Source organism: Rugosimonospora africana, from assembly GCF_016862975.1.
Lineage (GTDB): Bacteria > Actinomycetota > Actinomycetes > Mycobacteriales > Micromonosporaceae > Rugosimonospora > Rugosimonospora africana.
This window is the reverse complement of sequence record NZ_BONZ01000006.1, coordinates 250,969-274,509: the sequence shown is the minus strand read 5'-3', so window position 1 is coordinate 274,509 and position 23,541 is coordinate 250,969. Positions and strand designations below refer to the sequence as shown.

The following is a 23,541-nucleotide window of genomic DNA, read 5'->3' as shown; positions in this document are numbered from 1 at the left end:
GAACCCGGCAAACCCGGCACGGTACGCGCGATAGCCGCACCCGGTTGACGAATACCTGACGGCCGCCCGGGGCCGGATCGGCGCCTGCCGGCGGGTATGGCATCGTTGAGTCGTGGTAGGTGCGGTTCCCAGCGACTCAGTCGGCATCCCGTTATCCGATCCCGAGCTGGAGTCGGCTGTTGCGGCCACGCTCGCGGAGGTCGAGGCGGGGCTGCACGTCGCGCTCGCCAGCGGAGACCCGCTGGTGGCCGAGGCCGCTCGGCACCTGGTCGACGCGGGCGGCAAGCGGTTCCGGCCGCTGCTCGTGGCGATCTGCGCTCAGTTCGGAGACCACCGCCGTCCCGAGGTCGTCAAGGCCGCCGAGGTGGTGGAGCTGACCCACGTGGCGACCCTGTACCACGACGACGTGATGGACGAGGCGTCGCTGCGCCGCGGCACCCCCAGCGCCAACTCCCGCTGGGACAACTCGGTCGCCATCCTGGTCGGCGACTTCCTGTTCGCCCGGGCCGCCGACGTGGCGGCTCAGCTGGGCCCCGAGGCGGTCCGGATCCAGGCGAGCACGTTCTCCCGGCTGGTCCACGGGCAGATCGCCGAGACGGTCGGCCCGAGAGACGCCGACCCGGTCCGGCACTACCTGTACGTTCTCGCCGAGAAGACCGGTTCGCTCATGGCGACGTCGGCCCGGTTCGGGGCCATGTTCGCCGGTGCGCCACAGGATCAGGCCGAGGCGCTGGCCCGGTACGGCGAGGCGATGGGCATCGCGTTCCAGCTCTCCGACGACCTGCTGGACATCGAGTCCGATTCCCCGGTGTCGGGCAAGACCCCGGGCACCGACCTGCGCGAGGGCGTGCCCACGCTCCCGGTGCTGTACGCACTCGCCTCGGACGAGCGCGACGCCGGCTCGGTACGGCTGCGGCAGTTGCTGGCGGACGGCCCGCTCACCGACGAGCGGCGGCACGCCGAGGCGCTCGGGCTGCTCCGGGAGTCCGCGGCGCTCAAGCACGCCCGGGAGACCGTCCGGGGGTACGCCGAGCAGGCACGCACGGAGTTGGCGCCGCTGCCGGACACGTCCGCGCGCCGGGCCTTGGAATCGCTCTGCGAGTTCATCGCCGACCGCACCAGCTGAGCCAGGACGGCGGACCGGCCGCCTTCCGGCGGACACGTGGCGCCCGCGGCGGCGGTGTGCGGCAAACCCGCGAGTCCGACCCGATCGCCGCCGCGCGGCACAGATCTCGATCTTCCAGTGCCCCGCCGCGGGTTTTTGGCGAGATTAGGGTCACAATCTCGTCACCGTCTTTCCGGTGGTCATACCAAAGCGCAATCACTCGCTCACCCCTCGTGACGAGGGAAGATTCATCCGGCAGCCTCCCCGGCGTCGGCGCCCGGCTGCCCGGCGTTGCTGTCTCGCGGCGGTTTCCCAGCACGTTGCAGAACGGACAGGCGTTCACAAATCAAAGCCGATTTCATATGGTGTAAAGCCTGGAGGCGTGGGGAGGTGCCCCGGTGCGAGATCCACAGGGTGAGCCCTCCGACCTGATTCGGAGCGTCTCGCGGGCGCTGCGGGTTCTGGAGTCGGTTGGAGCCTCGCCGAAGGGCCTGACGGTCAAGCAGATCGCCCGGCGCTGTGAGCTCACCGTCGCCACCACCTATCACCTGGTCCGGACGCTCGCCTACGAGGGCTACGTGGCCCGCCGCGAGGACGGCACGTACGTGGTCGGAATGGAGGTCTCGGACCGGTTCCGGGAGCTGACGGCGGCGCTGCGCGGGCCGGCGAGCGTCACCGACGTGCTGCGCAAGGCGGCGCTGGACACCGGGTACAGCCACTACCTGGCCCGGTTCATCAGCGGCCGGGTGGTGCTCTGCGCGGTGGCCGAGGGGCCCCGCTCGCCGTACCTGGAGGATCTCGTCCCCGGGTTCGACGACGGCGCGCACGCCACCGCGCTGGGGAAGTCCCTGTTGGCCACGCTGACCAGCGAGCAGCGCAGCCGGTACCTGCGCGACTGGGGGATGCGCCCGTTCACCCAGGCCACGATCGTCACGCCCGACGCGCTGGAGACCGACCTGGCCGCCGGGGAGCGGCGCGCGATGCAGATGGAGATCGGCCAGTTCCGGCCGGGTGTGGCGTGCGCCTCGGTGCTCGCCATGGCCGACCGCGACCCGGACCGCCGGGTGGTCGTGGCGTGCGCGCTGCCGGCCGCCGAGATGATGACGTCGGCCAAGGCGGTACGCGCCCGGTTGACCGCTACCGCCCGCGCTGTCGCCGGCGCCCTCATTGAGGAGCTTCCCGGCCCGAACGGCGGGACAACACCGCCGGAGCCGCCGGCCGCTCGCCGGTGAACCGCTGCCGACCTGGCGGTTCGACGACCGAACGGTGAACCACTTCGCGTTCCGGCTCGTGTCATCCTGCGTAGGGCGCGGGAGGATATGGGAATGGGTAGGGTCGAGCGCCGCCTGGCCGGTCCGGCGCGAGGACCGGCTCGCGACGACACCGAGCTGCTGAGGGTGATGTTCGCCGATCATGGCGATGCGCTGTATGCCCATGCCCTGCGATTGGTCAGCGGTGACCGCCAGCGGGCCGAGGACCTGGTACAGGAGACGTTGCTGCGGGCATGGCGGCATCCGGAGGCATTGGATCCGGACCGAGGCTCGGTGCGCGCGTGGTTGTTCACGACGGCCAGGAACCTGGCGATCGACTCGTGGCGGCGACGGTCGGTACGGGTGGCCGAGGTCGTGACGGACACGTTGCCCGAACCGGTCAGCGACGACGAAACCGACCGTACGGTTGAGGCGTGGCTGATCGCTGAGGCACTGAGCCGGCTGTCCCCGGTTCACCGGCAGGTCCTGGTGGAGTGCTTCTACCAGGGCCGGTCGGTGGCCGAGGCGGCGAGTCGGCTGGGTGTGCCACCAGGGACGGTCAAGTCCCGTACGCACTACGCGTTGCGCTCGCTGCGCCTGGTACTGGAAGAGATGGGGGTGACGCAATGAGGTGCCCGCAAACGGTCGATGCTGGCGTGTACGTGCTGGGTGCGCTCGCCCCCGCCGACCGGGCTCAGTACGAGCGGCACCTGGCCGGGTGCGCGGAATGCCGGAACGAGGTGGCCGAACTCGCCGTGCTGCCGGGACTGCTGGGTCGGTTGGACGCGGGTACCGCGGTGGCGATCGACCGACCGGCCACCAAGGCGCCGGCGGCTCTGCTGGACTCGGTGCTGCGTACGGCCGGCGCGGAGCGGGGCCGCTCGGCCCGCCGGCGGCGCTGGCAGTTCGCCGGCGCCGGGCTGGCCGCGGCCTGCCTGGCCGTGCTGGCGGCGGTGGGCGTGACCGTGATGGTGAGCAAGCCGGCAACGCCGCCGAAGCCGGTGGTGGCCCAGATGCGGCCGGTCGACGCGGATGTGCCGATCGTCGCGCTGCTCGGCTACGACGAGGCCGACGGCGGTACGGACATTCGGATGCTGTGCCTGTACGCCCAGTCGTCGCAGTACAACACGCCGTGGATGGTGCAACTGGTCGTCTACCCGCGCGGTGGCGGCCAGCCGGTACCGCTCAAGCCCTGGCCCGTACGGCCGGGCCAGGACGCCGCTCCGACCCACGCGCACGTCTCGCTCGCCCCGAACGACATCGACCGGATCGAACTGGACCGAGCCGACGGCGAGAAGCTGCTCGTCTACCAGCCTGCCTGACCGACCGGTCTGGGTCGCCGCGCGGCGCAAGACGCGCCGAGCCGGACCGTCACCGCAGGTCGATCTCCATGAAGCGTTCGGGCCGGGCCAGGCCGGCGAATCCGAATTTCGCGTATATCCCGTGGGCGTCGGCGGTGGCCAGCAGCAGCCGGTTCACCCCGGACGCCCTGATCCGGTCGCACAGGTCGCCCACCAGCCAGGTGCCGAGCCCCCGGCCCCGGTGGTCGCTGGCGACGTACACATCGGCGATCCAGGCGAAGGTGGCCCAGTCGGTCACCGCGCGGGCGAACGCCACTTGCTCGCCGCCCGCGGCGAACGCGCCCAGGCACAGCGAGTTGCGGATGCTCAGTTCGACCGTTTCCCGGCTGCGCCCGGTCGCCCAATATGACTCGTCCGACAGCCAGTGGTGCACCAGGTCGACATCGAAGTTCTCGGTGTCGATCCGGTAGCCGTCGATCACTTGAATTTCTTCGGGATCGCCAGGTCGATGAGCCAGCTCACCACGCCGACGATCAGCGCGCCGAGGACGGCGGTCGGCCAGAAGTTGTCCACGTGGAACGGCAGCGTCAACTGGTCGGCGATCCAACTGGTCAGCAGGAACAGCAGCCCGTTCACGATGAGCGCGACCAGACCGAACGTCAGCACGTACACGGCGCAACCGACGGTCTTGATGATCGGACGGAGCACTCCGTTGATCACACCGAAGATGATCGCCACCACGATCAGCGTGCCGACCTTCTTCAGCGTGGAACTCCCGCCCAGCTCGATGCCGGACAGCAGGAGAGTGGAGATCCACAGCGCTACGGCCGTGACCGCGACCCGGATGACGATGCCCATCGGGCGATCCTCGCATGTCCGATCAACCGGTGGCGACCCGCTCCGGTGCCCCGATCACCTGCCGTTCGATGAGCGTCGCGGACAGGACGGCCCACCGGACCGCGCTGCGCCCGGCGCCGGCCCGGCTCACCGCACCGACCATGTCGGCCGGTAGGCGGCCCAGCCAGTCGCGGCTGGCGTCGAGGCCGAGCGCGTCGCCGACCAGCGCGGCCTCGTCGGGCCGCAACGGCTGGAGGATGACCAGGTCGGCACGGGACAGCTCGGCGATGTCCGGGGCCGATACGTCCTCGCGCAGCAACAGGCTGGCGCGCCAGGCGGCCGCCGGTACGGCCGGAGCGTCCGGCATTCCTGCGTCGACCACGACCAGCTGCGGCACCAGCGGGCCGAACGGCGCCGGCACCGGGGATCCGAGCGGTACCACGGTGAGACCACCGGTCGGCAGGCTCACCGCGCGCAGGAACGGTTCCCACGCCTGCGGCCGGGCGGTCTGCACCACCACCTGGGCGCCCACCGCGAGCGCGCGCATGGTGAGCACCTGTGCCGCCGGTACGCCGCCGAGCAGCATCGTCCGGGTCGGCTCGGGCCGGAACAGCCGTACGGTGACGGGTTGCCCGTGCCGGTTGTGTCCGAGGACGAGCCCGGACGGGGCCGGCGTGAACCGTGGCGCGGTCGCCGGTTCCGGTGAGCCCGGCTCCCCGTCAGGCCGTGCGCCGGGCTCCCCGCCGGGGCTTCCGCCGGGCGGCCGGGCCAGCGGGAGCGTGGCGGCCAGGCCTCGGCGTTGCTGCCCGTCGAGCCGCTCGACAACCGCGCCGGCCGTACCCGCCAGCCGGTGCGCGGTCGCCACGGCGGCGGCCAAACCGGCCGGGGTACCGGCGCCCAGCCGTACCGTCAGCTCGGTGCCCGCGGCGCACGCGCACCAACCGATCGTGGTCGACGCGGCCGGCAGCGCCAGCAACCGCGCGATGAACTGCTCGGCGACCTCGGCGGCAAGCCGATCCAGCCCGAGTACCCGCAGGTTGGTCTGGCGCAGCCCGCCGAGCCGGATGCCGGTCCAGCCCTCCCGCACCGGACCGCTGCCCTCCGACGCCTCGTCGAGAAGCGCCGCAACCTGCTCGACGGAGAGCTGCCGGACAGCGATCCCGTCCTGGCGCAGCCGGCGGCCGATGCGCCGGAGGCTCCCGTCGAGACAGCGGCGCAGCTCGTCGCCGGACCAGTCGACGTCCACCCGGGACGCGCGGACCGCCAGCAGTACCCGCTGCCGGGCCGGTATCCGGCCGTCGGTCAGCTGCCGGTACGACGCGCCGGCCGGACCGGCGCCCCCGGCCGGCGTGGCCGAGACGACCAGCGCGACGGTGCCGGGACCGGCCGCCGGTACCAGCTCGGCCGGGGATGGAAGGGTGGGTTGGGCTCCCGGCTGCAGCGCCTCGCCGTCGCCCAGTTCGAGGACCGCGACCACGCCGTCAGAGTCCTCGACGACGCCCGGTTGGGCGCCGTAGCAGGCGGTCGGCTCGACCCACCCGAGCAAAGCGGTCGCGCCGGAACCGGCCGGCGGAGTTCGGGCCCGGACCAGGTAGCGCACCGCGGTGGCCAGCCAGGCGTGCAGCCAACGGTGCCGCCAGCGCACGCCCACCAGCGCGATCAGCGCAACCGCGACTGGTGTCGCGAGCGACCAGGCCAGCGCGCCATGACTCAACGCGGCCAGCAGCAGGACGAGGACGGCGACCTGGGCCGCCACGATTCGGCCCGGAACTCCTCCGACCGGTTCGGCTCGGCGCGTCTGGCGCCGCACCGCGACCCGAGACGAGTCAGCCATGATCTCGTAGCGTCGGCACGCGGTCACCTCCCGTCATCGCCTCCGGCCGCATATCGTATTGCCGGCTCGCTCGCATCGGTGACCCCGAATGGCACGGGAGGACGGCGTGGCGTCACGGACCGACCAGCTTCACTCGTACCAGTTCACCGCGCAGCGCGTGGTCTCGGCGTTGGTCACCGGGCAGACCGATCCGGCGCAGTCGCCGTTTTCCCGGCTGGCCGGATCGACGTTCATCGGCGTCCTGGTCGCCGCGCTGTCGCTCGCCGCGGTGGCCGTCTACGGAGTACTCGCGCCGGGTGGCGGCACCGGCTGGCGGGATCCGTCGGCGGTGATCGTCGAAAAGGAGACCGGGGCGCGCTACGTGTACCTCGACGGCGTCCTGCGCCCGGTGCCCAACTACACCTCCGCGCTGCTGGTCATCGGCTCCGCCGATGCGCACACGGTGTCGGTCGCGCGGCGCTCGATCGAGCGGGTGCGCCGCGGGGCGCCGCTGGGCATCGCGGGTGCCCCGGACTCCCTGCCCGAGGCCGGGCGGCTGCTCGGCGCGCCGTGGACGATGTGCTCCGACGCCGCCGGGGCGTCGGCCCTGTCGATCGGGCAGGCGGTGCCGGGCGGGCGCCCGCTCGGCGACGCCGGTGTCCTGGTGCGTGCGGCCGGTGACCCGGCCGGCGGGATCTCGCTGGTCTGGCGAGGCCACCGGCACCAGGTCACCGACTTCGCGCTGGGCGCGCTGGCCTGGCGCGGCCAGCCGGTGCTGTCCGTGGCGGCCGCGCTGCTGAACGCGGTACCGGCCGGTCCGGACCTGGGGGCCGTCCCGATCGCCGGGCGGGGACGGCCGTCGCGGGCCGGGTTCACGGTGGGGCAGGTTTTCGTGGTACGCCCGCAGGGTGGCGTGCCGCAGTATGCGGTCGCGGTGAGTGACGGGTTGGCCGCGATCTCGCAGGTACAGGCGAATCTGCTGCTCGGCGACCGGCAGACCGCGGCGGTACAGGGCCGGTCGGGCGCGATCGAACTGTCTCCCGGCGACTACACCGCCGCACCGGTGTCGGCGCCGCTCACGCCGCGCGCCGATGAACTCGCGCCGCCGCTGTCCATGCCGGCCCTGACTCAGCCGTCCAATGTGGACTCCGGGTTGTGTGTCCGCACCGACGGCGTCCAGCGGCTGCCGTCGGTACGGCTCGACGTGCCGGCAGGGCCGGTTACCGGCGCGAACGGTGCGCTCGCCGCGCGGGTGGTGGTGCCGCCCGGCCGGGGCACGATCGTCGAGGCGATGCCGTCCCCGGACGCGCCGAGCGGCGCGCTCAGCCTGGTCACCGACCTGGGCGTGCGGTACCCGGTGCCCAGGGCCGACGTGCTGAACATCCTCGGGTACGCCGGCGTGAGTCCGGTACGGATGCCGTCCGGGCTGGTGGCGGCGCTCCCGACCGGGCCTGCGCTGGACCCGGACGCGGCGCGGACGACCGCTGCCGTGGCATTGACGCCGTTCTGACTGATCCGCCGGAAGTTATCCACAGGCGCGACTTCGGGGGTAGCGACGGGTTCCGATGCATCGCTACCGTCGGCGACGTCAGTGACCGCAGGACGTGAGATTCGAGGGATTGGGGGCGAGTTCCGCGATGCCGACGACACAGGCGCAGGCCGCGGTGATGGAGGCCACCGCGACCAAGTTCGAGCAGGTCAGCCAGTCTCTGCAGAGCACGCTGAGCCGGCTGCTCGGCGAGCTGGAGGTGTTGCGGACCCAGTGGCAGGGTGCCGGCGGTGCCTCATTCGAGCAGGTCAAGCAGGCATGGTCCGAGGATCAGCAGGCGCTGCAGCGGGCGCTCGGCGAGACGGCGACGGCGATCCGCACGTCGGGCCGGCAGTACCAGATGTCTGACACCGCCGCGGCGGACCGGGTCCGCGGGGCCACCGGCGGCCTGCAGTTGCCGCTCTAGCAGAGGGATGGTCAGGGTTATGAGCGACACGCTCGTCGTCAACTTCGCCGCGCTCTCACAGGCCAGCCTGGACATCCAGGCCGCGCTGGACGCGCTCACCTCGCAGCTGGGCCAGCTGGAGCAGGACGCGGCACCGCTGGTCTCGACGTGGGACGGTTCGGCTCGTGAGGCGTACGACGTCCGGCAGGCCCAGTGGCGTTCGGCCGCCGAGGACCTGTCCCGGATCCTGCGGAACATCAAGGTCTCGGTCGACGACTCGGCCAGCGACTACCTGCACACCGAGCGCCGCAACACCGGGATGTTCCAATAGTGAACGGTTCCAGCAGCGCCGCCCGGTCGTTCCGGCCGGGCGGCGCGTCGCACCGGCCCGGGCTCCGAGGCGCCCGGGCCGGTTGCGTCTAGCCGGTCGAAGCCGTCTGGCCGGGTCGAAGCCGTGTCTGGCCGGGTCGAAGCTCAGCCCCGGCCGGGTCGCCAGCGACGCCGTGACGCTCGCGGAACGATCGTGGCGGCCAGCACCACGAGCGCGACGAGTCCGGCGCCGGCCAGCGCCAGGGCGACGGCCCGTCCGCGTACCGGTGCCGGCGTCGCGACCGGGCGCGGCGCCACCCGTGCCGGTACCGGCGCACTCGCCGGACCGGCGGCGTCGGGGCTCTCGGTCACCGCGCGGTACGGGTTGACGACCCCGTACCCGTACCCGCCGGAAGGGCGTCCGTCCGGGACGGGATCGGCGGTCGCGAGGATCCGGGCCGACACCTCGGCGGCGGGAAGCCCCGGGTCGCGCTGCCGGATCAGGGCAGCCGTCGCCGACACGAACGGCGTGGCGAAGCTGGTGCCGTTGTAGCTGGCCAGCGACTTTCCCTCACCAGCCGCTACCACGCTCCCGCCGGGCGCGACGACGTCCACGAACGGCCCGATCGGCGACTCGGAGAGCCGCTGCCCGTCCGGGCCGACCGCACCGACCCCGAGCACGCCCGGGTACCCGGCCGGGTACGGGACCCGATCCGGCCCGGATCCCCGCGAGTGGCCGTTGCCGGCGGCGGCGACCACGACCACGTCGTGCGCCAGCGCGTCGGCGACCGCTGAGCGGAGGACGGCCGTGTCCTGGTAGACGACCAGGGACACGTTCAGTACCCGGGCGCCGTGCGCAACCGCCCATCGCAGCGCGCCTGCAAGGCCGGCGACGGTACCGGGCCGGCCGGTTACCGTACCCCCGACGATCTCCTGCTCGGTCACCCGTACCGGCAGGATGCGGGCCCGAGGTGCCAGCCCGGCGAATCCGTCGCCGGATCCGGACGCGGCGATGATGCTCGCCACAGCGGTACCGTGCCCGACACAGTCGAGCCGCCCGTCGCCGGAGCCCAACTCGTCGGTACCGGGCAGCACCCGCCCGTGCAGCAGCGGGCTCGTACCGTCCACGCCGGAGTCGAGTACGGCGACCACCACACCGGTACCGTCGGCGATACCGGACAGCCGCTGCGGCTGGTACCGCTGCTCGGCCCACGGCACTCCGGCCTGAGGTGAGCCGGCGGCCGGCACCCCGCTCGGCGTTCCGGCGCAGGCCGGCGCCGCCTCGGCGGATCGGGCCGGTGTAACGAATGCAACAAAGAGCGTCATAACGGCCACGAGCGGCGCCACAATCCGGCGCATGCAGCCTCCAGGATGCCGTCGAAAGGCGTCCTGCCACCGATGATCGCCGCGTGTAGGGACGCCGTGTCGGATCGTATCGATGGACGACTTCACCCGTGACCCGACGTGTGAGGCGACCACCTGCTGCGCAACCCGGCATCGGCTTGTAGGTTTAGTCGCGGGATTTCGTAGTTTCGGCGCGGTGGAGGTGCAGCCCTAGTGACCGACTGGGAGCCAGCCACCGAGGCCGAGGCGGCTTTGCGGGACGCGCTGCACGCCGGTGACCAGGAGTTGTACTTCAGGATCCTGGCTCGCGTGGACCTGCTGCTGCCTGTCTCGGGAAACGCTGTCGCGGGTCAACCGGCGGCCGGCTGGGGCACCTGGACGAGCGGCGGGCGCACTCATGTCCTGGCGTTCACCTCGCCCGAGTCGATGCGCTCCAGCCTGACGAACCACACCGGCCCGGCACGCCGTGTGCCGTATCACGACCTGGCGGCCGCGTGGCCGAACCAGGACTGGTGGCTGGCGATCAACCCGGGACTGCCGGTGGAGGGCTATCTGCCCGCGTGGTTCGTCGCTCAGCTTGCCCGCGGAGACGTCCGGCTGCCCGGGCGCACGTTGGGCGCGCGGGCTCGGGTCGAGGCCGCCGCCCGGGTACGTGGGGTCGCGCCGGTCGGAGATCCGGCCGACGGCGGCGGCCCACCGCCGCTGGCGTCACGACCGGGAACCGCCCCGCCCGGCGCGGCCGCCGAAGGGCGGCTGGAGCCGCAGCCCGGCGACCAACCTCGGATGGGCGAGCCCCTTCCGCCCAGGGTTCCGGAGGGCCTTGCCCGACGCCCGGCCGGACCGCTGCCGACCCGGCCACTGCGTCCCGGCCCCCGAGAGGCAGACCCGCTGCCGAGCAGGCCGGGGGCGTTCGGAGCCCCGGGCGGTCCGTTGCCGAACCGCCCGCTGCCGCCGAGCGAGCCGGCCGGTGGCTTGCCGAGCCGGCCACTGCCACCGAGCGATCCAGTCGGTGGCTTGCCGAACCGCCCGCTGCCGCCGAGCGATCCGTACGGTTCGTTGCCCGGCCGGCCGCTGTCGCCGGCTGCGCCGGATGGTCCGTTGCCGACCCGGCCGGTACGTCCGATGGGTGCCGATGCCGATCCGTACGGTTCGTTGCCCGGCCGGCCGCTGTCGCCGGCTGCGCCGGATGGTGCGTTGCCGACCCGGCCGGTACGTCCGATGGGTGCCGATGCCGACCCGTACGGTTCGTTGCCCGGCCGGCCGCTGCCGCCGGATCCGTATGGTTCATTGCCGAGCCGGCCGTCGCCGTACACAGAACAGGGCGCCGGTCCGTTGCCCAGCCGGCCGGTGCGGCCGGCGGGTGGAGACGCCGATCAGGGTGCAGGCCCCCTGCCGAGTCGGCCGGTGCGTCCGGCGGGGGACGCCGATTACGGTGCCGGCCCCTTGCCCGGCCGGCCGACGCGCCCGATCGGCGCGGATCCGTACCCGGCCCCCACGCCGCTGCCCGGCCGGCCGCCCCAGTCCGGTCCGGCGCATCCGGACAGCGCGCCGCGCCCCGAGCCGGCCAGGACGTACGCGCCGGCTCAGGCGTCCGCGCCCGTCTCGCCCGCGGGCGGATGGTCCGGCGCGGCAGCGGTGGGCTCCGTCCGGGCACCTTTGGCACGCCCCGGCGAGAAGACCAGCCGGCCTCCCGTCGAGCGGGCCGGGCGGGCCCGGGTGCCGGCGCACTCCGGGGTACCGGAGACGAAGGAGGAAGCGCCGCCCCTCGATCCGGACTTCGTTCCGGCCAACGAGGTGGAGGCAAACCTGCTGGCCGCCGCGTCCGACGGGCAGACCGACACGTTCCTGTCCACGCTGTTGCTGGCCAAGGTGCTGGTACCGGTACCGCCCGGCGAGTCGACCGCGACCGCCCCGGGAGAGCCCGGCTTCGCCTGGCGGCGTGAGCAGATCGACGGGCAGCCGTACGTGGTCGTGTTCACCTCGCCGCCGCGGATGGAGGAGCACCTCGGCACGGACGTCGACTCGACCACGGTCAAATTCGTCCAGCTGATCAAGGCTTGGCCCGACGAGTCCTGGTCGTTCTCCGTCAACCCGGGCACGCCGGTCGGAGCGACCCTGCCCGGTGCTCAGATCCGTGCCTTGGCGGCCTGGGCAGCCGAGGTCGGCCTGAGCGACGACCCGTCGGTGGAGTTCGACAAGGTGGCCTCGACCACGACCACGCGTCCCGAGACGCAGCACACGGTCGTGATGCAGAAGCCGATCGCGCCCACCCAGGTGGCGTACTTCCTGGAGCGCGGGTACGACCGGGTCTCCGGGTTCGTGCACCGGGCCAGCGAGGCGGCCCACCTCACGACGCCGGAGCAGTTGTACGCGGCGCTCGGCCTCGGGTACCCGGGGTCGCCGTTCAAGCCCTCCGACGATGAGCTCTACGTGCTGCGGTGGACGGCGTACCGGCCGAACCTGTACCGCATCCCGTACGGCGGCCGGGACCAGGCCGGCATGCGCGCGATGCAGGGCTGGGTCATCGAGCGGCCACCGTTCCGGGGCAACGGCTTCGCCCCGAGCGAGAGCAGCGACGTGATCGCGGAGTTCAAGGTGGACAGCGCCCGGCTGCCGCATGGCGCACAGATGTGGCGGGTCAGCCGGGACGGCGGCGAGACGCTGATGGCCCTGCTGGACTCCGGCGAGCCGCGCTGGCGCCGCGTCGAGGCCGACCCCGAGGACAAGTCCGACGGCGAGGACGGGGCGACCGCGGCGGCCACCGACGAAGCCGATGGTGACGGCGGTGCGGGCGACTCGGAAGCGGCCGGCGATCACGGCAGTGCCGATGCCGACTGGGACGATGGCTTCCAGAGCCCGACCGATGACGCCGAGCGGGAGCCGGAAGCGTGATGCGCGACGGGTACGTCGGCCGGTGGCGGGGCGACGAGTACGAGGTCAGCCCGGACGGCGACGAGATGCGGCTGTATGCCACGCAGCCCCGCGACGGGTTCGAGGAGATCCGCCCCGACCGGTACCGGCGGATCGTGCCGGCCGACGAGGTGTCCGAGTTCGGGTACGTGCGCACCATGTGCCACTGGCGGGGCGAGCCGTTCATCGTGCTCGGTGAGCACGACAGCTGGTTGCGGGTGGAGTACACGGGCGGCAAGGCCCCGGTCGCCGCCGCGCTCGGGCTCGAGGAGTTCGACTTCGGCGTGTACCAGGGCTGGGCACCGGCCGCCGAAGTCACCGACGTGCGGGAGTTCCGCGTCTAGGTTCTGCCGGGCCGAGGTGTTCCGCTACGACTCCTTGGCCCAGCGCAGGATCTCGCCGGTGACCAGATCGGGCGCCTCGACCGGGGCGAAGTGCCCGACGCCCTCGATCGGTCGCCACTCGTACTGCGCGATGACGTACCGGCCGGAACCCTGCGCCGTACGCGGCAGGATCGCGCCGTCCAGCTGTCCGTGCAGGTGCAGCGTCGGCGCGACGATCGGCTGCTGAACCAGCTTCACGAACCGGTACCCGTGCAGCCGGAGCACCGACCGGAACGCCCAGCGGTACGCCTCCAGTGCGCAGAACGTCGCCTGGGGGATCTGCATCGCGGTGCGGCACAGTCGCGAGTACTCCGCGAAACCCGGCCCCCGTACCCACGCCGGACCGCCCCATCGCCGCAGGTACATGTCGATCAGCGCGCCGTCGTCGCGGGTCAAGGCGTGTTCGTAGCGGGGAACCTGGAACCTCAGCATCGGCGCCGACGCGGCGAGCTGGCCCCGGGGGTCGGACGCCAGCGCGGTGCGCAGCCGCAGCGGGTGCGCGGCACCGGTGACGATCAGGCGCCGGACCAGCTTGGGGTGGAACGCGGCGGTGGTCCACGCGACCATGCCCCCGGCTCCGCCGCCTACCAGGATCGCCGAGCGCTCGCCCAGCGCCCGGATCAGCCCGGCCACATCGCCGGCCAGCGTGTACCCGTCGTAGCCGCGCGGCGGCTTGTCGCTCGCCCCGTACCCGCGCAGATCCACCGCGACGGCCCGGAAGCCGGCCTCGGACAGCGCCCGCACCTGGTGCTGCCACGCCCACCAGAATTCGGGGAACCCGTGCAGGAACAGCACGAGCGGACCGGTGCCCGCCTCGACGACGTGGAACCGGCTGCCGTTGGCACTGACGAACCGGTGGGTCCACGGCCCTTCGATCAGAACGGCTGACTCGTCGGGAGCGCTCATGGTCACAGGGTAGGGCCGGAGGTCAGCTCGGCGAACGCTTCACACGAGAGTTCCGGGTCACGTCCGGGTAGTCCCCGGTGCGGCGCCGGGGTGTTCGGCTCCGCCGCGAGGCGGGCCGCGAACGGACCGTACTCGGGCGTTCACCGGAGGGACAGACCGGCCGAACGGACTGCAATTCCGTGGATACCGTCCGGCACTGGCACGGCGCGTTGACGTTGGCCCTCGGCCGCCCTACCGTTCATAAAACTGTAAAAGACTCTGCCCGTTTAGGGGAGTATGCGTGACCCACCTTGCCGGGTCATCGCGCCTGTTGCGCGCGATGAACGAGAGTGCGGCGCTGTCGCACCTGCTCGATCGGGGCAAGCTGACAAGGGCGGAGCTTCGCGACCTCACCGGCCTGTCCAAGCCCACGATCTCCGAGGCGGTACGCCGCCTGACCGATGCCGGCCTCGTGATCGTGGTTGGTCACGTCAGCGCCGGCCCCGGCCCGAACGCCGAGGTGTACGCCGCCAATCCCGGCGCCGCGTACGGCATCGCGCTGTCCGTGCGGGACACCCTGATGACCGGCTCGCCGGCGTTGACCGGAGCGGTGTGCGACGTGTCCGGCGCGGTGCGCGCCCGGCTGGAGGCGCCGGTGGACTTCCGGGCGGCCGATCCGGTCGACGCGGTCGGCGACATCGTCGATGACCTGCGGAAACGGTCCGGCATGTCGGCCGATGCGACCGGGTACGTGCAGATCGGTGTGGCCGGCGCGTACGACCCGCACACCGGCACCGTGCACCACGTCGACGTACCGGGCTGGAACCGGCCGGGACTCATCGGCCGGATCCAGGAGCGGGTAGGCACCCGGGTGGGCGTGGACAACGACGTCAACCTGGCGGCCATCGCCGAACGCCGCCGGGGCGCCGCTACCGATGCGGAAAGCTTCGCGCTGCTCTGGTTCGGCGAAGGTCTCGGTCTGGCCATCGACCTGAACGGCACCCTGCTGCGCGGGGCCCGGGGCGGCGCCGGCGAGATCGGGTACATGCCGCTGTTCAGCGCGGCCGGTGCGCGCAACGCCGACCTTCAGGATCTGGTCGGCGGTCGAGCGGTCCTCGACCTGGGGGCGTCGCACCGGGTGCCCGGACAGACTCCCGCCGAGGTCGTGAACGCCGCGGTGGCGGCCGGTCCGGACGGCAAGGCGTTCCTGGCGGAGCTGGCGGAGCGCATCGCGGTGGGGCTCGCCGCCGTGGTCGCCGTCCTGGATCCGCCGCTTGTGGTGCTTGGCGGTGAGGTGGCGCAGGCGGGCGGGCCCGCGCTGTGCGAGGCGGTGGTCGGCGCCATGCGCGCCGCGCCGGCTCTGGAGACGGCGGTCGCGATCACGTCGGTCACCGACGACGCGGTACTGCTCGGTGCGCTGGACGCGGCTCTGGCCACGGTACGGGAGGGGCTGCTCGCCTCGTTGCACGGCTGAACGCTGCCGGCCGACGAGCCTGTTCGATCAGCTCGGTCGATCAGCTGTGACCGCCGGAGCGCCCGTCGAGGCGGCGCCGGCCGGGACGCGGTTTCCCGTCTCCCGGACCGGCGCCGCGACGGTGTCAGTCCTCGTCGGACTTCGCGGAGGACATGCCGTTCTGGATCAGGTCCATGACCGTCGAGTCCTGCAGCGTGGTCACATCACCCAGCGACCGCTTCTCCGCGACGTCACGCAGCAGCCGGCGCATGATCTTCCCGGACCGGGTCTTCGGCAGCTCCTGTACCAGCATGATCTGCCGCGGCTTGGCGATCGGGCCGAGCGTCTTGGCGACGTGGTCGCGCAGCTCCTTGAGCAGCGCGTCGTCGCCCTCGCCGGCACCCCGGAGGATGACGAACGCGACGATGGCCTGCCCGGTCGTCGGGTCGGTCGCGCCCACCACCGCGGACTCCGCCACCTTCGGGTGGCTGACCAGCGCCGACTCCACCTCCGTGGTGGAGATGTTGTGCCCGGACACCAGCATCACGTCGTCGACCCGGCCGAGCAGCCACAGGTCGCCGTCCTCGTCGCGCTTGGCGCCGTCCCCCGCGAAGTACATGTTCGCGAAGCGCGACCAGTACGTGTCGATGAACCGCTGGTCGTCGCCCCAGATGGTGCGCAGCATGCTCGGCCATGGCTCGCGGAGCACCAGGTATCCGCCGCCACCGTTGGGCACGCTGTTGCCCTGGTCGTCCACGACGTCCGCGTCGATGCCGGGCAGCGGCCGCATGGCCGAACCGGGCTTGGCCGCGGTCACTCCGGGCAGCGGGCTGATCATGACCGACCCGGTCTCGGTCTGCCACCACGTGTCCACGACCGGCGTCGCGCCGCGGCCGATCGTCTGCCGGTACCAGATCCACGCCTCGGGGTTGATCGGCTCGCCCACGCTGCCGAGCAGGCGCAGCGACGACAGGTCGTACTCGGCCGGGATCTCGTCGCCCCACTTCATCATCGTGCGGATCAGGGTAGGTGCGGTGTAAAGGATGGTTACCTTGTACCGCTGCACGATCTCCCAGAACCGGCCCCGGTGCGGCGTGTCCGGGGTGCCCTCGTACATGACCTGGGTGGCGCCGTTGGACAGCGGACCGTACACGATGTACGAGTGCCCGGTGACCCAGCCGATGTCGGCGGTGCACCAGTACACGTCGGTGTCCGGCTTGTGATCGAAGACCGCGTTGAACGTGAAGCTGGTCTGGGTCAGGTACCCGCCGGTGGTGTGCAGGATGCCCTTCGGCTTGGCCGTCGTACCGCTGGTGTAGAGGATGAACAGCGGGTGCTCGGCGTCCATCGGCTGAGCCTCGTGCGTCGGCTCCGCCGTCTCCACGGCCTCGTGCCACCACAGGTCGCGACCGTCGGTCCAGGCGACGTCCTGCCCCGTGCGCCGCACGACGAGCACGTGCTCGACACTCGGGCACTGAGCCACCGACTCGTCCACCGTCGGCTTGAGCGCGCTCGGGTTGCCGCGCCGGTACCCACCGTCCGCCGTGATCACGAGCTTCGCGTCCGCGTCTTGGATGCGGCCCTTGAGCGCGTCGACCGAGAAGCCGCCGAAGACCACGCTGTGTGTCGCGCCGATCCGCGCGCAGGCGAGCATCGCGACCGCCGCCTCGGGGATCATCGGCATGTAGATCGCGACCCGGTCGCCCTTCCCGACACCCAACGCGGTCAGGGCGTTCGCCGCCTGACACACGGACGTGTGCAGCTCGCTGTACGTAATGGTGCGGGTGTCGCCCGGTTCGCCTTCCCAGTGGATGGCCACCTTGTTGCCCCGGCCGGCCTCGATGTGCCGGTCGACACAGTTGTACGCCACGTTCAGCGTGCCGCCGACGAACCATTTCGCGAACGGCGGGTTCGACCAATCCAGCACCTGGTCCCACTGTTTGGCCCAGGACAGGCGCCCGGCCTGCTCCGCCCAGAAACCAAGCCGGTCCGCCTTGGCCCGGTCGTACGCGTCCGCTTTGACGTTGGCGTCTGCGGCCAGGTCGCTCGGCGGTTCGAACCGGCGGGTCTCCTGGAGCAGGTTCTCCAATGTCTCGCTCATCGCATGGCTCCCTCTTCGGCTCGCTTTCGTGCAGCACGTTCCCGACGACGCGAGCAAACGCTGCGCGTGCGCCGGCTCAATCTTGCCGTTTCTGCGCGGTTACGAACAGTCTTCAAGCAGGTGTGACTGTTCGGCAACGGAGTGTGCGCTTTATTCCCTCCCAAAATCTCGCTACTCTGTGTGATCGTGACCGATGTGCTGGCCCCGCTGCTGGAACTCGTCGACGTCGGAGCAGCGCTGGACTCGGCTCGCGCGGACGTGGACTCGGCGCTGCGTCACCCGGCGCTGCGCTCGTCGGGCGGGGCGATGGCGGCCGAGGCCGGCCTGCGGTCCGCGGTGGCCAGCGCCGCGATCGAGGGCCACGGGTACGACCTGGAAGAGGTCCGCTCCGGCACAGTGACCGACCCGGTGGTCCAGGGCGCGCTACGCGTGTCCCGGGAGTCCGACGGGCTCGCCGACCTGTGGACGAAGGTGCCCCGGCAGGTGCTGGTGCGGATGCACGTGCTGGCCGCCCGGGATGTCGTACCGCCCGACGAACTGGGCCGGCCCGCCCCGGGTGTCGACGTGAACCGGTTGACCGCCCTGCTGGAGCTGATCGCCGGTGGTACCTCGGTCCCGACCATGCTGCTGGCCTCGATCGTGCACGGTGAGCTGCTGTCGATGGCGCCATTTTCCGGTCCGAACGGGGTGGTGGCCCGAGCGGCGGCGCGGACCACGCTGGTGGCCGGTGGGCTGGATCCCCGGGGGCTGCTCGCGCCGGAGGTCGGCCACCTGGCTCGACAGCCGGAGTACCTCGGCGCCGCCGGTGCCTATGCGACCGGTACCCCGGACGGGGTCCGCTCCTGGATCAAGCACTGCACGGCGGCGATCTCTGTGGCAGCGGAGGAACTCGCCGCGATCGCGGCGGTGGCCGGGCGGCCGAAGCAACTCTGATCCTGACGTTCACGTCTGGCTCCCCGTCCGGACTATCCACAGTGGATGATTCGGGGGCTACGGATCGTGCCACACATGTGGACGGCGCCTCCAGTGGAGGCGCCGTCACCACACGTCCTACCGGGTTACCAAGCGTGCACATATTCGTTGTCGGCGGTCCTCACGGCGCCGCCGCAACGTGCCTGCCGCGGCTGGTCGCGCGTGGGTGCCCGGTGGCCGTGTGCGTAACCCCGAGGGGTTTCGCACTCCTTGTTCTACGCCGGTTCGGGACAGCCCGCTACCCCTCGGGCGGAAAGTGTCGCTGCCCGGAACCTAGAGAGGGTGGTCAGAGCGCCCGGGACGCTTCCAGCCCGCCCGGACGTGAGCGGCGGTGCCGCCCGTACCAGGCGAGGCCGATCGCGACTCCGACCCCGACGCCGATCGCGGCGGCTGCCACCGGCACCGCCGGGCGGTCACGCAGCCGGCGGCGCAGCGGAATCGGGTGGCGGAACGCCAGCACCGGCCAGCCCTGCTCGGCGGCGACCCTGCGCAGGGCCCGGTCCGGGTTCACGGCGGTCGGGTGGCCCACCGACTCCAGCAGAGGGGCGTCGCTGATCGAGTCTGAGTAGGCGTACGACTCGGCGAGGTCGTACCCCTGGGCGGCGGCCATCTCCTTGACCGCGGCGACCTTGTGGGGCCCGCCGGCGTAGAACTCGATCTCGCCGGAGTACCGGCCGGCCTCGACGACCATCCGGGTCGCGATGATGTGGGTCACACCCAGCAGTTCGCCGATCGGGCGCACCATCTCCTCGCCGGACGCGGAGACCAGGACGATGTCCCTGCCTACCGCCTGGTGATGCTCGATGAGTTCTACAGCCTCGGCATATATGTACGGGTCGATCAGATCGTGCAACGTCTCATTTACGATTTGTCGGACTTGTTCGACCTTCCACCCCTTGCACAATTCGGCTAAATAGTCGCGCGTCCGAATCATCTGTTGATCGTCCGCGCCACCGATTTTGAAGATCAGCTGGGCGTACGCAGCCTTGACTACGTCACGCCGTGTAATCAGGCCGTCGCGGTAGAAGGGTCGGCCGAACGCGAGAGCGCTCGACTTGGCGATGACGGTTTTGTCGAGGTCGAAGAAGGCGGCGCCGTGGCCCACGGCGGGCAAGTCTAGCGGTGTACCTCGTTACTGGGGTGACAGACCCCGAGACGGGCGAATGCGTTGCGTAAGGGGCGTGCCCGCGCGGGATCGATGGGCGTATGGTGTGCCGGAATGATCGCGATGTGGAGTGTCGCGGTGTGTTGGGGCGTAGGCCACTCGACGTGTGCCGAGTGGTTCAGGCATGCTTGATACAACGACGGTTGCCTGTTGCCCCGACGCGACCGCGTTGCTCGACATTCAGACCCTCGGCGGTTGCACCCCCCGTAACCGCTGAGTGGGTTCGGCTCGACCCCCCCGGAGCCGGACCCCCGACGACCCCCGTCACCCCCCGGCGGGGGTCGTCCCTATTCCCGCACCGTACGTGCTGGTAGCAAATCCCCAGGTCACGACGACTTCCCCGGATCGGTCCCGCGGGGCTCCCTCCCGCCCGTCCCTCCCGGATGGTTCGCGCGGCTTGCGAGTGGGGCGGACCGCCCGGTGGCTCCGGACCTGGACGGCCACCAGAAAGGCGCCAGGACCGCCGCGGAAATCCGCGGTTCCCCCAACCACCCGCACGCGGTCCCGGCGCCCGCACGGCGCCCTGAACGACCTTGGGCGTGCTCTTACCAACTCCGCGGGATGTCGGCCGGCGGCTCCTTCCGGCGGCTCCTTCCGGCGGCGACGCACCGGCACCGATGCCGACGCCCTGCTCAACCGGGGTTCCATAGCAGATCCTCCGGGCCTCGAATCCGGGCTTCCACAGTCACCCTCGCTGTCCACAGATCATGGTTTCGCCGGTTGGTGGAACCGGCCTCGCGGTCCACGGTGTGCGGGTCAGATCCGTCGCACCCGGCAGGAGGCCGTGATGGCTGTTCGCATCGCACACAACGCCGCGCCCATGCCCGGCCAGCGGCGCCCGCTCGTCGTCACGGCCGACCTCGACCTCCTCGATGACCTGTTGCGATGCGCCGCCCAGGTAAACGTGATGATGGACGTGGCGCCGGATGCCGTCGCAGCAGGCAAGTGGTTCAGCGGTGCTCCGATGGTGCTGGTCGGCATCGACGTGGCGGAAGAGTGCGCTCGCGCGTCGTTTCCCCGCCGGCCCGGCGTCGTACTGGTCGGGCGCTACGAGCGACCGGGGCCTCCGGACTGGCCGGTCGCGCTCGACCTCCGCGCGGAGCACGTGGCCACGTTGCCGGCGGCCGAGCCCTGGCTGGTCGACCGGATCGGCCGGCTCGCCGGGGCCGAGGCCCGGATGGTCGCGGTGCTCGGCGGGCGGGGCGGTGCCGGAGCCAGCGTGCTGGCGGCCGGGTTGGCGGTCACCGCGGCCAGGTCCGGCATGCGCACCCTGCTGGTGGACGCCGATCCGCTGGGCGGCGGGGTGGACCTGGTGCTCGGTTGGGAGGAGCTCGACGGTCTGCGTTGGCCCGCTCTGACCCAGACCAGCGGCCGGGTGAGCCCACCGGCGCTGGTGGAGGTGCTGCCCCAGCGCGGCGAGCTGGTGGTGCTGTCGTGGGATCGCGGCGGTGTGCTCGGAATACCGGCGGAGGCGATGGCCAGTGCCCTGGACGCCGGTCGGCGCGGACAGGACCTGGTCGTGGTGGACCTGCCGCGCCGGTTGGACGACGCGTCGGTGCTCGCGCTCGGCGCGGCCGACCGCAGCTACCTGGTGGTGCCTGCCGAGTTGCGGGCGTGCGCCGCCGCTGCCCGGGTCGCCGCGACCGCCGCGCCGCACTGCCTGTCCCTGTCCGTCGTGGTACGGGGTCCTGCACCGGGCGGCCTGCGCGGCCCAGACGTCGCCTCGGCGCTCGGACTGCCGCTGGCCGGAGTGCTGCGCCCGGAGCCGGGTCTGGCCCGTGGCCTGGAACGCGGGCAGCCGCCCGCGCGGGACGGGCGGGGGCCGCTGGCCGTGCTGTGCCGGCAGTTGCTTGGGGAACTCGGGCTCGGCGCGGCGAAGGCGGTCGCGTCATGAGCGGCACGCAGACGCTGGTCGGCAGGATCACGGACGATCTACCCGCGGCCGGCCCGCTGACTTCTCTGTTGCGCGACCCGAGCGTGACGGACCTGCTGGTCAACGGCCGGGAGGTCTGGGTCGACCGGGGTGCCGGACTGGTCCGGGCTCCGCTGGCTGTCGGTGGGCCCGACGAGGTTCGCCGGCTGGCGCAGCGCCTCGCGGCGGCCGGTGGTCGCCGGCTCGACGAGGGCGTCCCGTTCGTCGACGTACGTCTGGCGGACGGTAGTCGCCTGCACGCCGTCCTCCCGCCGATCGCGACCGGTGGGCCGTACCTGTCGCTGCGCACGTTCCGCCAGCGCTCGTTCACGCTGTCCGACCTGGTCGCCGCTGGCACGGTCGACGCGGGCGGGGCGCACCTGCTCGCGTCCATCGTCGCGGCGCGGCTGCCGTTCGTCGTCTCGGGCGGCACCGGTTCGGGAAAGACCACCCTGCTGGCGAGCCTGCTCGGGCTGGTCCCGCACGACGAGCGCATCGTGTTGGTCGAGGACGCCGCCGAACTGCGCCCGACCCACCCGCACGTGGTCGGGCTTCAGTCACGCACCTCGAATGTCGAGGGTGCGGGCGACGTGGGGCTGCGTGAGCTGGTCCGGCAGGCGCTGCGCATGCGGCCCGACCGGTTGGTGATCGGTGAGTGCCGGGGCGCGGAGGTGCTGGATTTCCTCGGCGCGCTGAACACCGGCCACGAGGGCGGTGCCGGCACGCTGCACGCGAACGGCGCCGCGGACGTCCCGGCCCGGTTGGAGGCGCTGGGGCTGCTCGGCGGTGTGCCACGTGCCGCGCTGCACGCGCAGATCGCGGCCGCGCTGCGGGTCGCGGTACACCTGCGGCGGGAGCCGTCGGGACGGGTACTCGAGCAGATCTGCCTTCTGGTGCCCGTCGATCCGCACCGGACAGTGGCGGCGGTACCGGCGTGGCAGCGCGGCACCGGTGCCGGACCGGCCGCCCGCGATCTCGTCGATCTGCTGCAGGCACGCGGCGTCACGCCTCCCGACGTGTTGAGCGAGCGACCGTGAACATCCTCGTGTCACGGCGACACCGCAGGCTCACCGTGCTCGGCGGTGGAGCTGAGCCGGCCGCTCCGCAACGGCTCGCCGATCGCCGCCCGCGTACAGCAGCGGTCACGGTCGGAGCGCTCGGCGCCGCCATCGCCGTATTGGCGGGCGGCCCGGTGGCCGGGGCGGCGGCAGCGGTCTACGGGACGCTCGCGGCGTCGATGGTCCTGCGTCGGCGCCGGACACGGTGGGCCACCGAAGCGACGGCACGAGCGCTGGACGCGGTCGCGGTGCTCGCGGCCGACCTGCGAGCGGGAGTGGCGCCGGGTGGCGCTCTCGGCGCGGCGTTGCCGGCGCTCTCGGTGCCGGACGTCGCTCCGGTGAGCCGGTTGGTCGATCGCATCACCAGTGCATGGGAGGTCGCCGACGCGGCAGGAGCGCCATTGGCGGAGCTGCTCGACCGGTTGGAGACCGACGCTCGTGGGCTCGACCGGGTGCGGGCCAACGCGGCTGCCCAGGCGGCCGGTGCCAGTGCGACGGCGTGGCTGCTCGCGGCCCTGCCGGTCGCGGGTATCGGGGTCGGGTACGGGATGGGTGCCGATCCGCTGGGCGTCCTGCTGCACACGCGGGTGGGTGCCGCCTGCGCGGGGTTGGCGCTGCTGCTGCAGGTTGCCGGCATGGCCTGGTCGAGCCGCCTGGCTCGGGGCATCGCCGGAGGCATGTGATGGCCGGACGGCGAGCGGTGGCCGCGCCCGGGCGCCGCGCCGCCCCCGGGCCCGGGCGGCTTGCCGGAAAGGCGCCGGCCGATCGTCTGCCGGCCGGTCGCCTGCCCGGCGGTCGCCTGTCGAGCG

The 23,541-nt window shown here is 72.2% G+C and carries 21 protein-coding genes; 14 read left to right on the top strand and 7 right to left on the bottom strand.

Going from position 1 to position 23,541, the window contains the following annotated elements:
* Positions 1–145 precede the first annotated feature (145 nt).
* The 4 genes from Raf01_RS03075 (at position 146) to Raf01_RS03060 (ending at position 3,677) form a co-directional block, all read left to right on the top strand.
* Positions 146–1,126, top strand: a complete 981-nt coding sequence (locus tag Raf01_RS03075) for a polyprenyl synthetase family protein (protein ID WP_239133329.1) — start codon at positions 146–148, stop codon at positions 1,124–1,126.
* 377 nt (positions 1,127–1,503) lie between these two features.
* Positions 1,504–2,337, top strand: a complete 834-nt coding sequence (locus Raf01_RS03070) for an IclR family transcriptional regulator (RefSeq protein WP_203916119.1) — start codon at positions 1,504–1,506, stop codon at positions 2,335–2,337.
* A 168-nt stretch (positions 2,338–2,505) separates the two neighbouring features.
* Positions 2,506–2,985, top strand: a complete 480-nt coding sequence (locus Raf01_RS03065) for a sigma-70 family RNA polymerase sigma factor (RefSeq protein ID WP_373319450.1) — start codon at positions 2,506–2,508, stop codon at positions 2,983–2,985.
* Positions 2,982–3,677: an anti-sigma factor family protein gene (locus Raf01_RS03060; RefSeq protein WP_203916117.1), complete on the top strand. Its 696-nt coding sequence runs from the start codon at positions 2,982–2,984 to the stop codon at positions 3,675–3,677. The genes Raf01_RS03065 and Raf01_RS03060 overlap by 4 nt, the downstream gene beginning before the upstream one ends.
* 49 nt (positions 3,678–3,726) lie before the next feature.
* Here Raf01_RS03060 and Raf01_RS03055 read toward each other — a convergent pair whose 3' ends face one another.
* Genes Raf01_RS03055 through eccE form a run of 3 tightly spaced genes read right to left on the bottom strand, consistent with a single transcriptional unit; the run spans position 3,727 to position 6,327 of the window.
* The gene (locus Raf01_RS03055) at positions 3,727–4,137 is read right to left on the bottom strand and encodes a GNAT family N-acetyltransferase (protein ID WP_373319443.1); all 411 of its coding nucleotides are present in this window, start codon (positions 4,135–4,137) and stop codon (positions 3,727–3,729) included.
* Complete coding sequence (locus Raf01_RS03050) at positions 4,134–4,514, bottom strand: phage holin family protein (protein ID WP_203916116.1); 381 nt, start codon at positions 4,512–4,514, stop codon at positions 4,134–4,136. The genes Raf01_RS03055 and Raf01_RS03050 overlap by 4 nt, the downstream gene beginning before the upstream one ends.
* A gap of 22 nt (positions 4,515–4,536) precedes the next feature.
* Positions 4,537–6,327: a type VII secretion protein EccE gene (gene eccE, locus Raf01_RS03045; RefSeq protein ID WP_203916115.1), complete on the bottom strand. Its 1,791-nt coding sequence runs from the start codon at positions 6,325–6,327 to the stop codon at positions 4,537–4,539.
* 106 nt (positions 6,328–6,433) lie between these two features.
* On the opposite strand from eccE, the gene eccB reads away from it, so the two are divergent.
* From eccB to Raf01_RS03030, 3 genes are all read left to right on the top strand, one after another.
* A complete protein-coding gene (gene eccB, locus Raf01_RS03040) occupies positions 6,434–7,816 on the top strand; it encodes a type VII secretion protein EccB (RefSeq protein WP_203916114.1) in 1,383 nt (460 codons plus the stop codon).
* Between the two features lie 127 nt (positions 7,817–7,943).
* Complete coding sequence (locus Raf01_RS03035; RefSeq protein ID WP_203916113.1) at positions 7,944–8,261, top strand: WXG100 family type VII secretion target; 318 nt, start codon at positions 7,944–7,946, stop codon at positions 8,259–8,261.
* Between the two features lie 19 nt (positions 8,262–8,280).
* Positions 8,281–8,571 (top strand): WXG100 family type VII secretion target, encoded by a 291-nt coding sequence (locus Raf01_RS03030; protein WP_203916112.1) that lies wholly within the window; start codon positions 8,281–8,283, stop codon positions 8,569–8,571.
* Positions 8,572–8,714: 143 nt separating this feature from the next.
* Here the strand turns inward: Raf01_RS03030 and mycP are convergent, their stop codons facing one another.
* Positions 8,715–9,908 carry a type VII secretion-associated serine protease mycosin gene (mycP, locus tag Raf01_RS03025; protein ID WP_203916111.1) on the bottom strand — a complete coding sequence of 398 codons (1,194 nt, stop codon included), beginning with the start codon at positions 9,906–9,908 and terminating at the stop codon, positions 8,715–8,717.
* A 198-nt stretch (positions 9,909–10,106) separates the two neighbouring features.
* Between mycP and Raf01_RS03020 the strand changes: the two genes are divergently transcribed.
* Positions 10,107–12,785: an SseB family protein gene (locus tag Raf01_RS03020; RefSeq protein ID WP_203916110.1), complete on the top strand. Its 2,679-nt coding sequence runs from the start codon at positions 10,107–10,109 to the stop codon at positions 12,783–12,785.
* Positions 12,782–13,147: a UCP033725 family protein gene (locus Raf01_RS03015; protein ID WP_203916109.1), complete on the top strand. Its 366-nt coding sequence runs from the start codon at positions 12,782–12,784 to the stop codon at positions 13,145–13,147. Before Raf01_RS03020 ends, Raf01_RS03015 begins: the two co-directional genes overlap by 4 nt.
* A gap of 24 nt (positions 13,148–13,171) precedes the next feature.
* Here the strand turns inward: Raf01_RS03015 and Raf01_RS03010 are convergent, their stop codons facing one another.
* Complete coding sequence (locus Raf01_RS03010; RefSeq protein ID WP_203916108.1) at positions 13,172–14,092, bottom strand: alpha/beta fold hydrolase; 921 nt, start codon at positions 14,090–14,092, stop codon at positions 13,172–13,174.
* Positions 14,093–14,372: 280 nt separating this feature from the next.
* Here Raf01_RS03010 and Raf01_RS03005 point away from each other — a divergent pair, with 280 nt between their 5' ends.
* Entirely contained in the window at positions 14,373–15,545 is a 1,173-nt protein-coding gene (locus Raf01_RS03005) for an ROK family transcriptional regulator (protein WP_203916107.1), read from the top strand.
* A 124-nt stretch (positions 15,546–15,669) separates the two neighbouring features.
* On the opposite strand, the gene acs is transcribed toward Raf01_RS03005, so the two are convergent.
* Positions 15,670–17,625, bottom strand: a complete 1,956-nt coding sequence (gene acs / locus Raf01_RS03000) for an acetate--CoA ligase (RefSeq protein ID WP_203916106.1) — start codon at positions 17,623–17,625, stop codon at positions 15,670–15,672.
* 183 nt (positions 17,626–17,808) lie between these two features.
* Between acs and Raf01_RS02995 the strand changes: the two genes are divergently transcribed.
* Positions 17,809–18,558: a Fic family protein gene (locus Raf01_RS02995; RefSeq protein ID WP_203916167.1), complete on the top strand. Its 750-nt coding sequence runs from the start codon at positions 17,809–17,811 to the stop codon at positions 18,556–18,558.
* A gap of 325 nt (positions 18,559–18,883) precedes the next feature.
* On the opposite strand, the gene Raf01_RS02990 is transcribed toward Raf01_RS02995, so the two are convergent.
* Positions 18,884–19,711: an HAD family hydrolase gene (locus tag Raf01_RS02990; RefSeq protein WP_203916105.1), complete on the bottom strand. Its 828-nt coding sequence runs from the start codon at positions 19,709–19,711 to the stop codon at positions 18,884–18,886.
* An 871-nt stretch (positions 19,712–20,582) separates the two neighbouring features.
* Here Raf01_RS02990 and ssd point away from each other — a divergent pair.
* Genes ssd through Raf01_RS02975 form a run of 3 tightly spaced genes read left to right on the top strand, consistent with a single transcriptional unit; the run spans position 20,583 to position 23,415 of the window.
* Positions 20,583–21,656 carry a septum site-determining protein Ssd gene (gene ssd / locus Raf01_RS02985; protein WP_203916166.1) on the top strand — a complete coding sequence of 358 codons (1,074 nt, stop codon included), beginning with the start codon at positions 20,583–20,585 and terminating at the stop codon, positions 21,654–21,656.
* A complete protein-coding gene (locus Raf01_RS02980) occupies positions 21,599–22,711 on the top strand; it encodes a TadA family conjugal transfer-associated ATPase (RefSeq protein WP_373319441.1) in 1,113 nt (370 codons plus the stop codon). The genes ssd and Raf01_RS02980 overlap by 58 nt, the downstream gene beginning before the upstream one ends.
* The gene (locus Raf01_RS02975) at positions 22,708–23,415 is read left to right on the top strand and encodes a hypothetical protein (RefSeq protein WP_239133314.1); all 708 of its coding nucleotides are present in this window, start codon (positions 22,708–22,710) and stop codon (positions 23,413–23,415) included. Before Raf01_RS02980 ends, Raf01_RS02975 begins: the two co-directional genes overlap by 4 nt.
* Positions 23,416–23,541 lie beyond the last annotated feature (126 nt).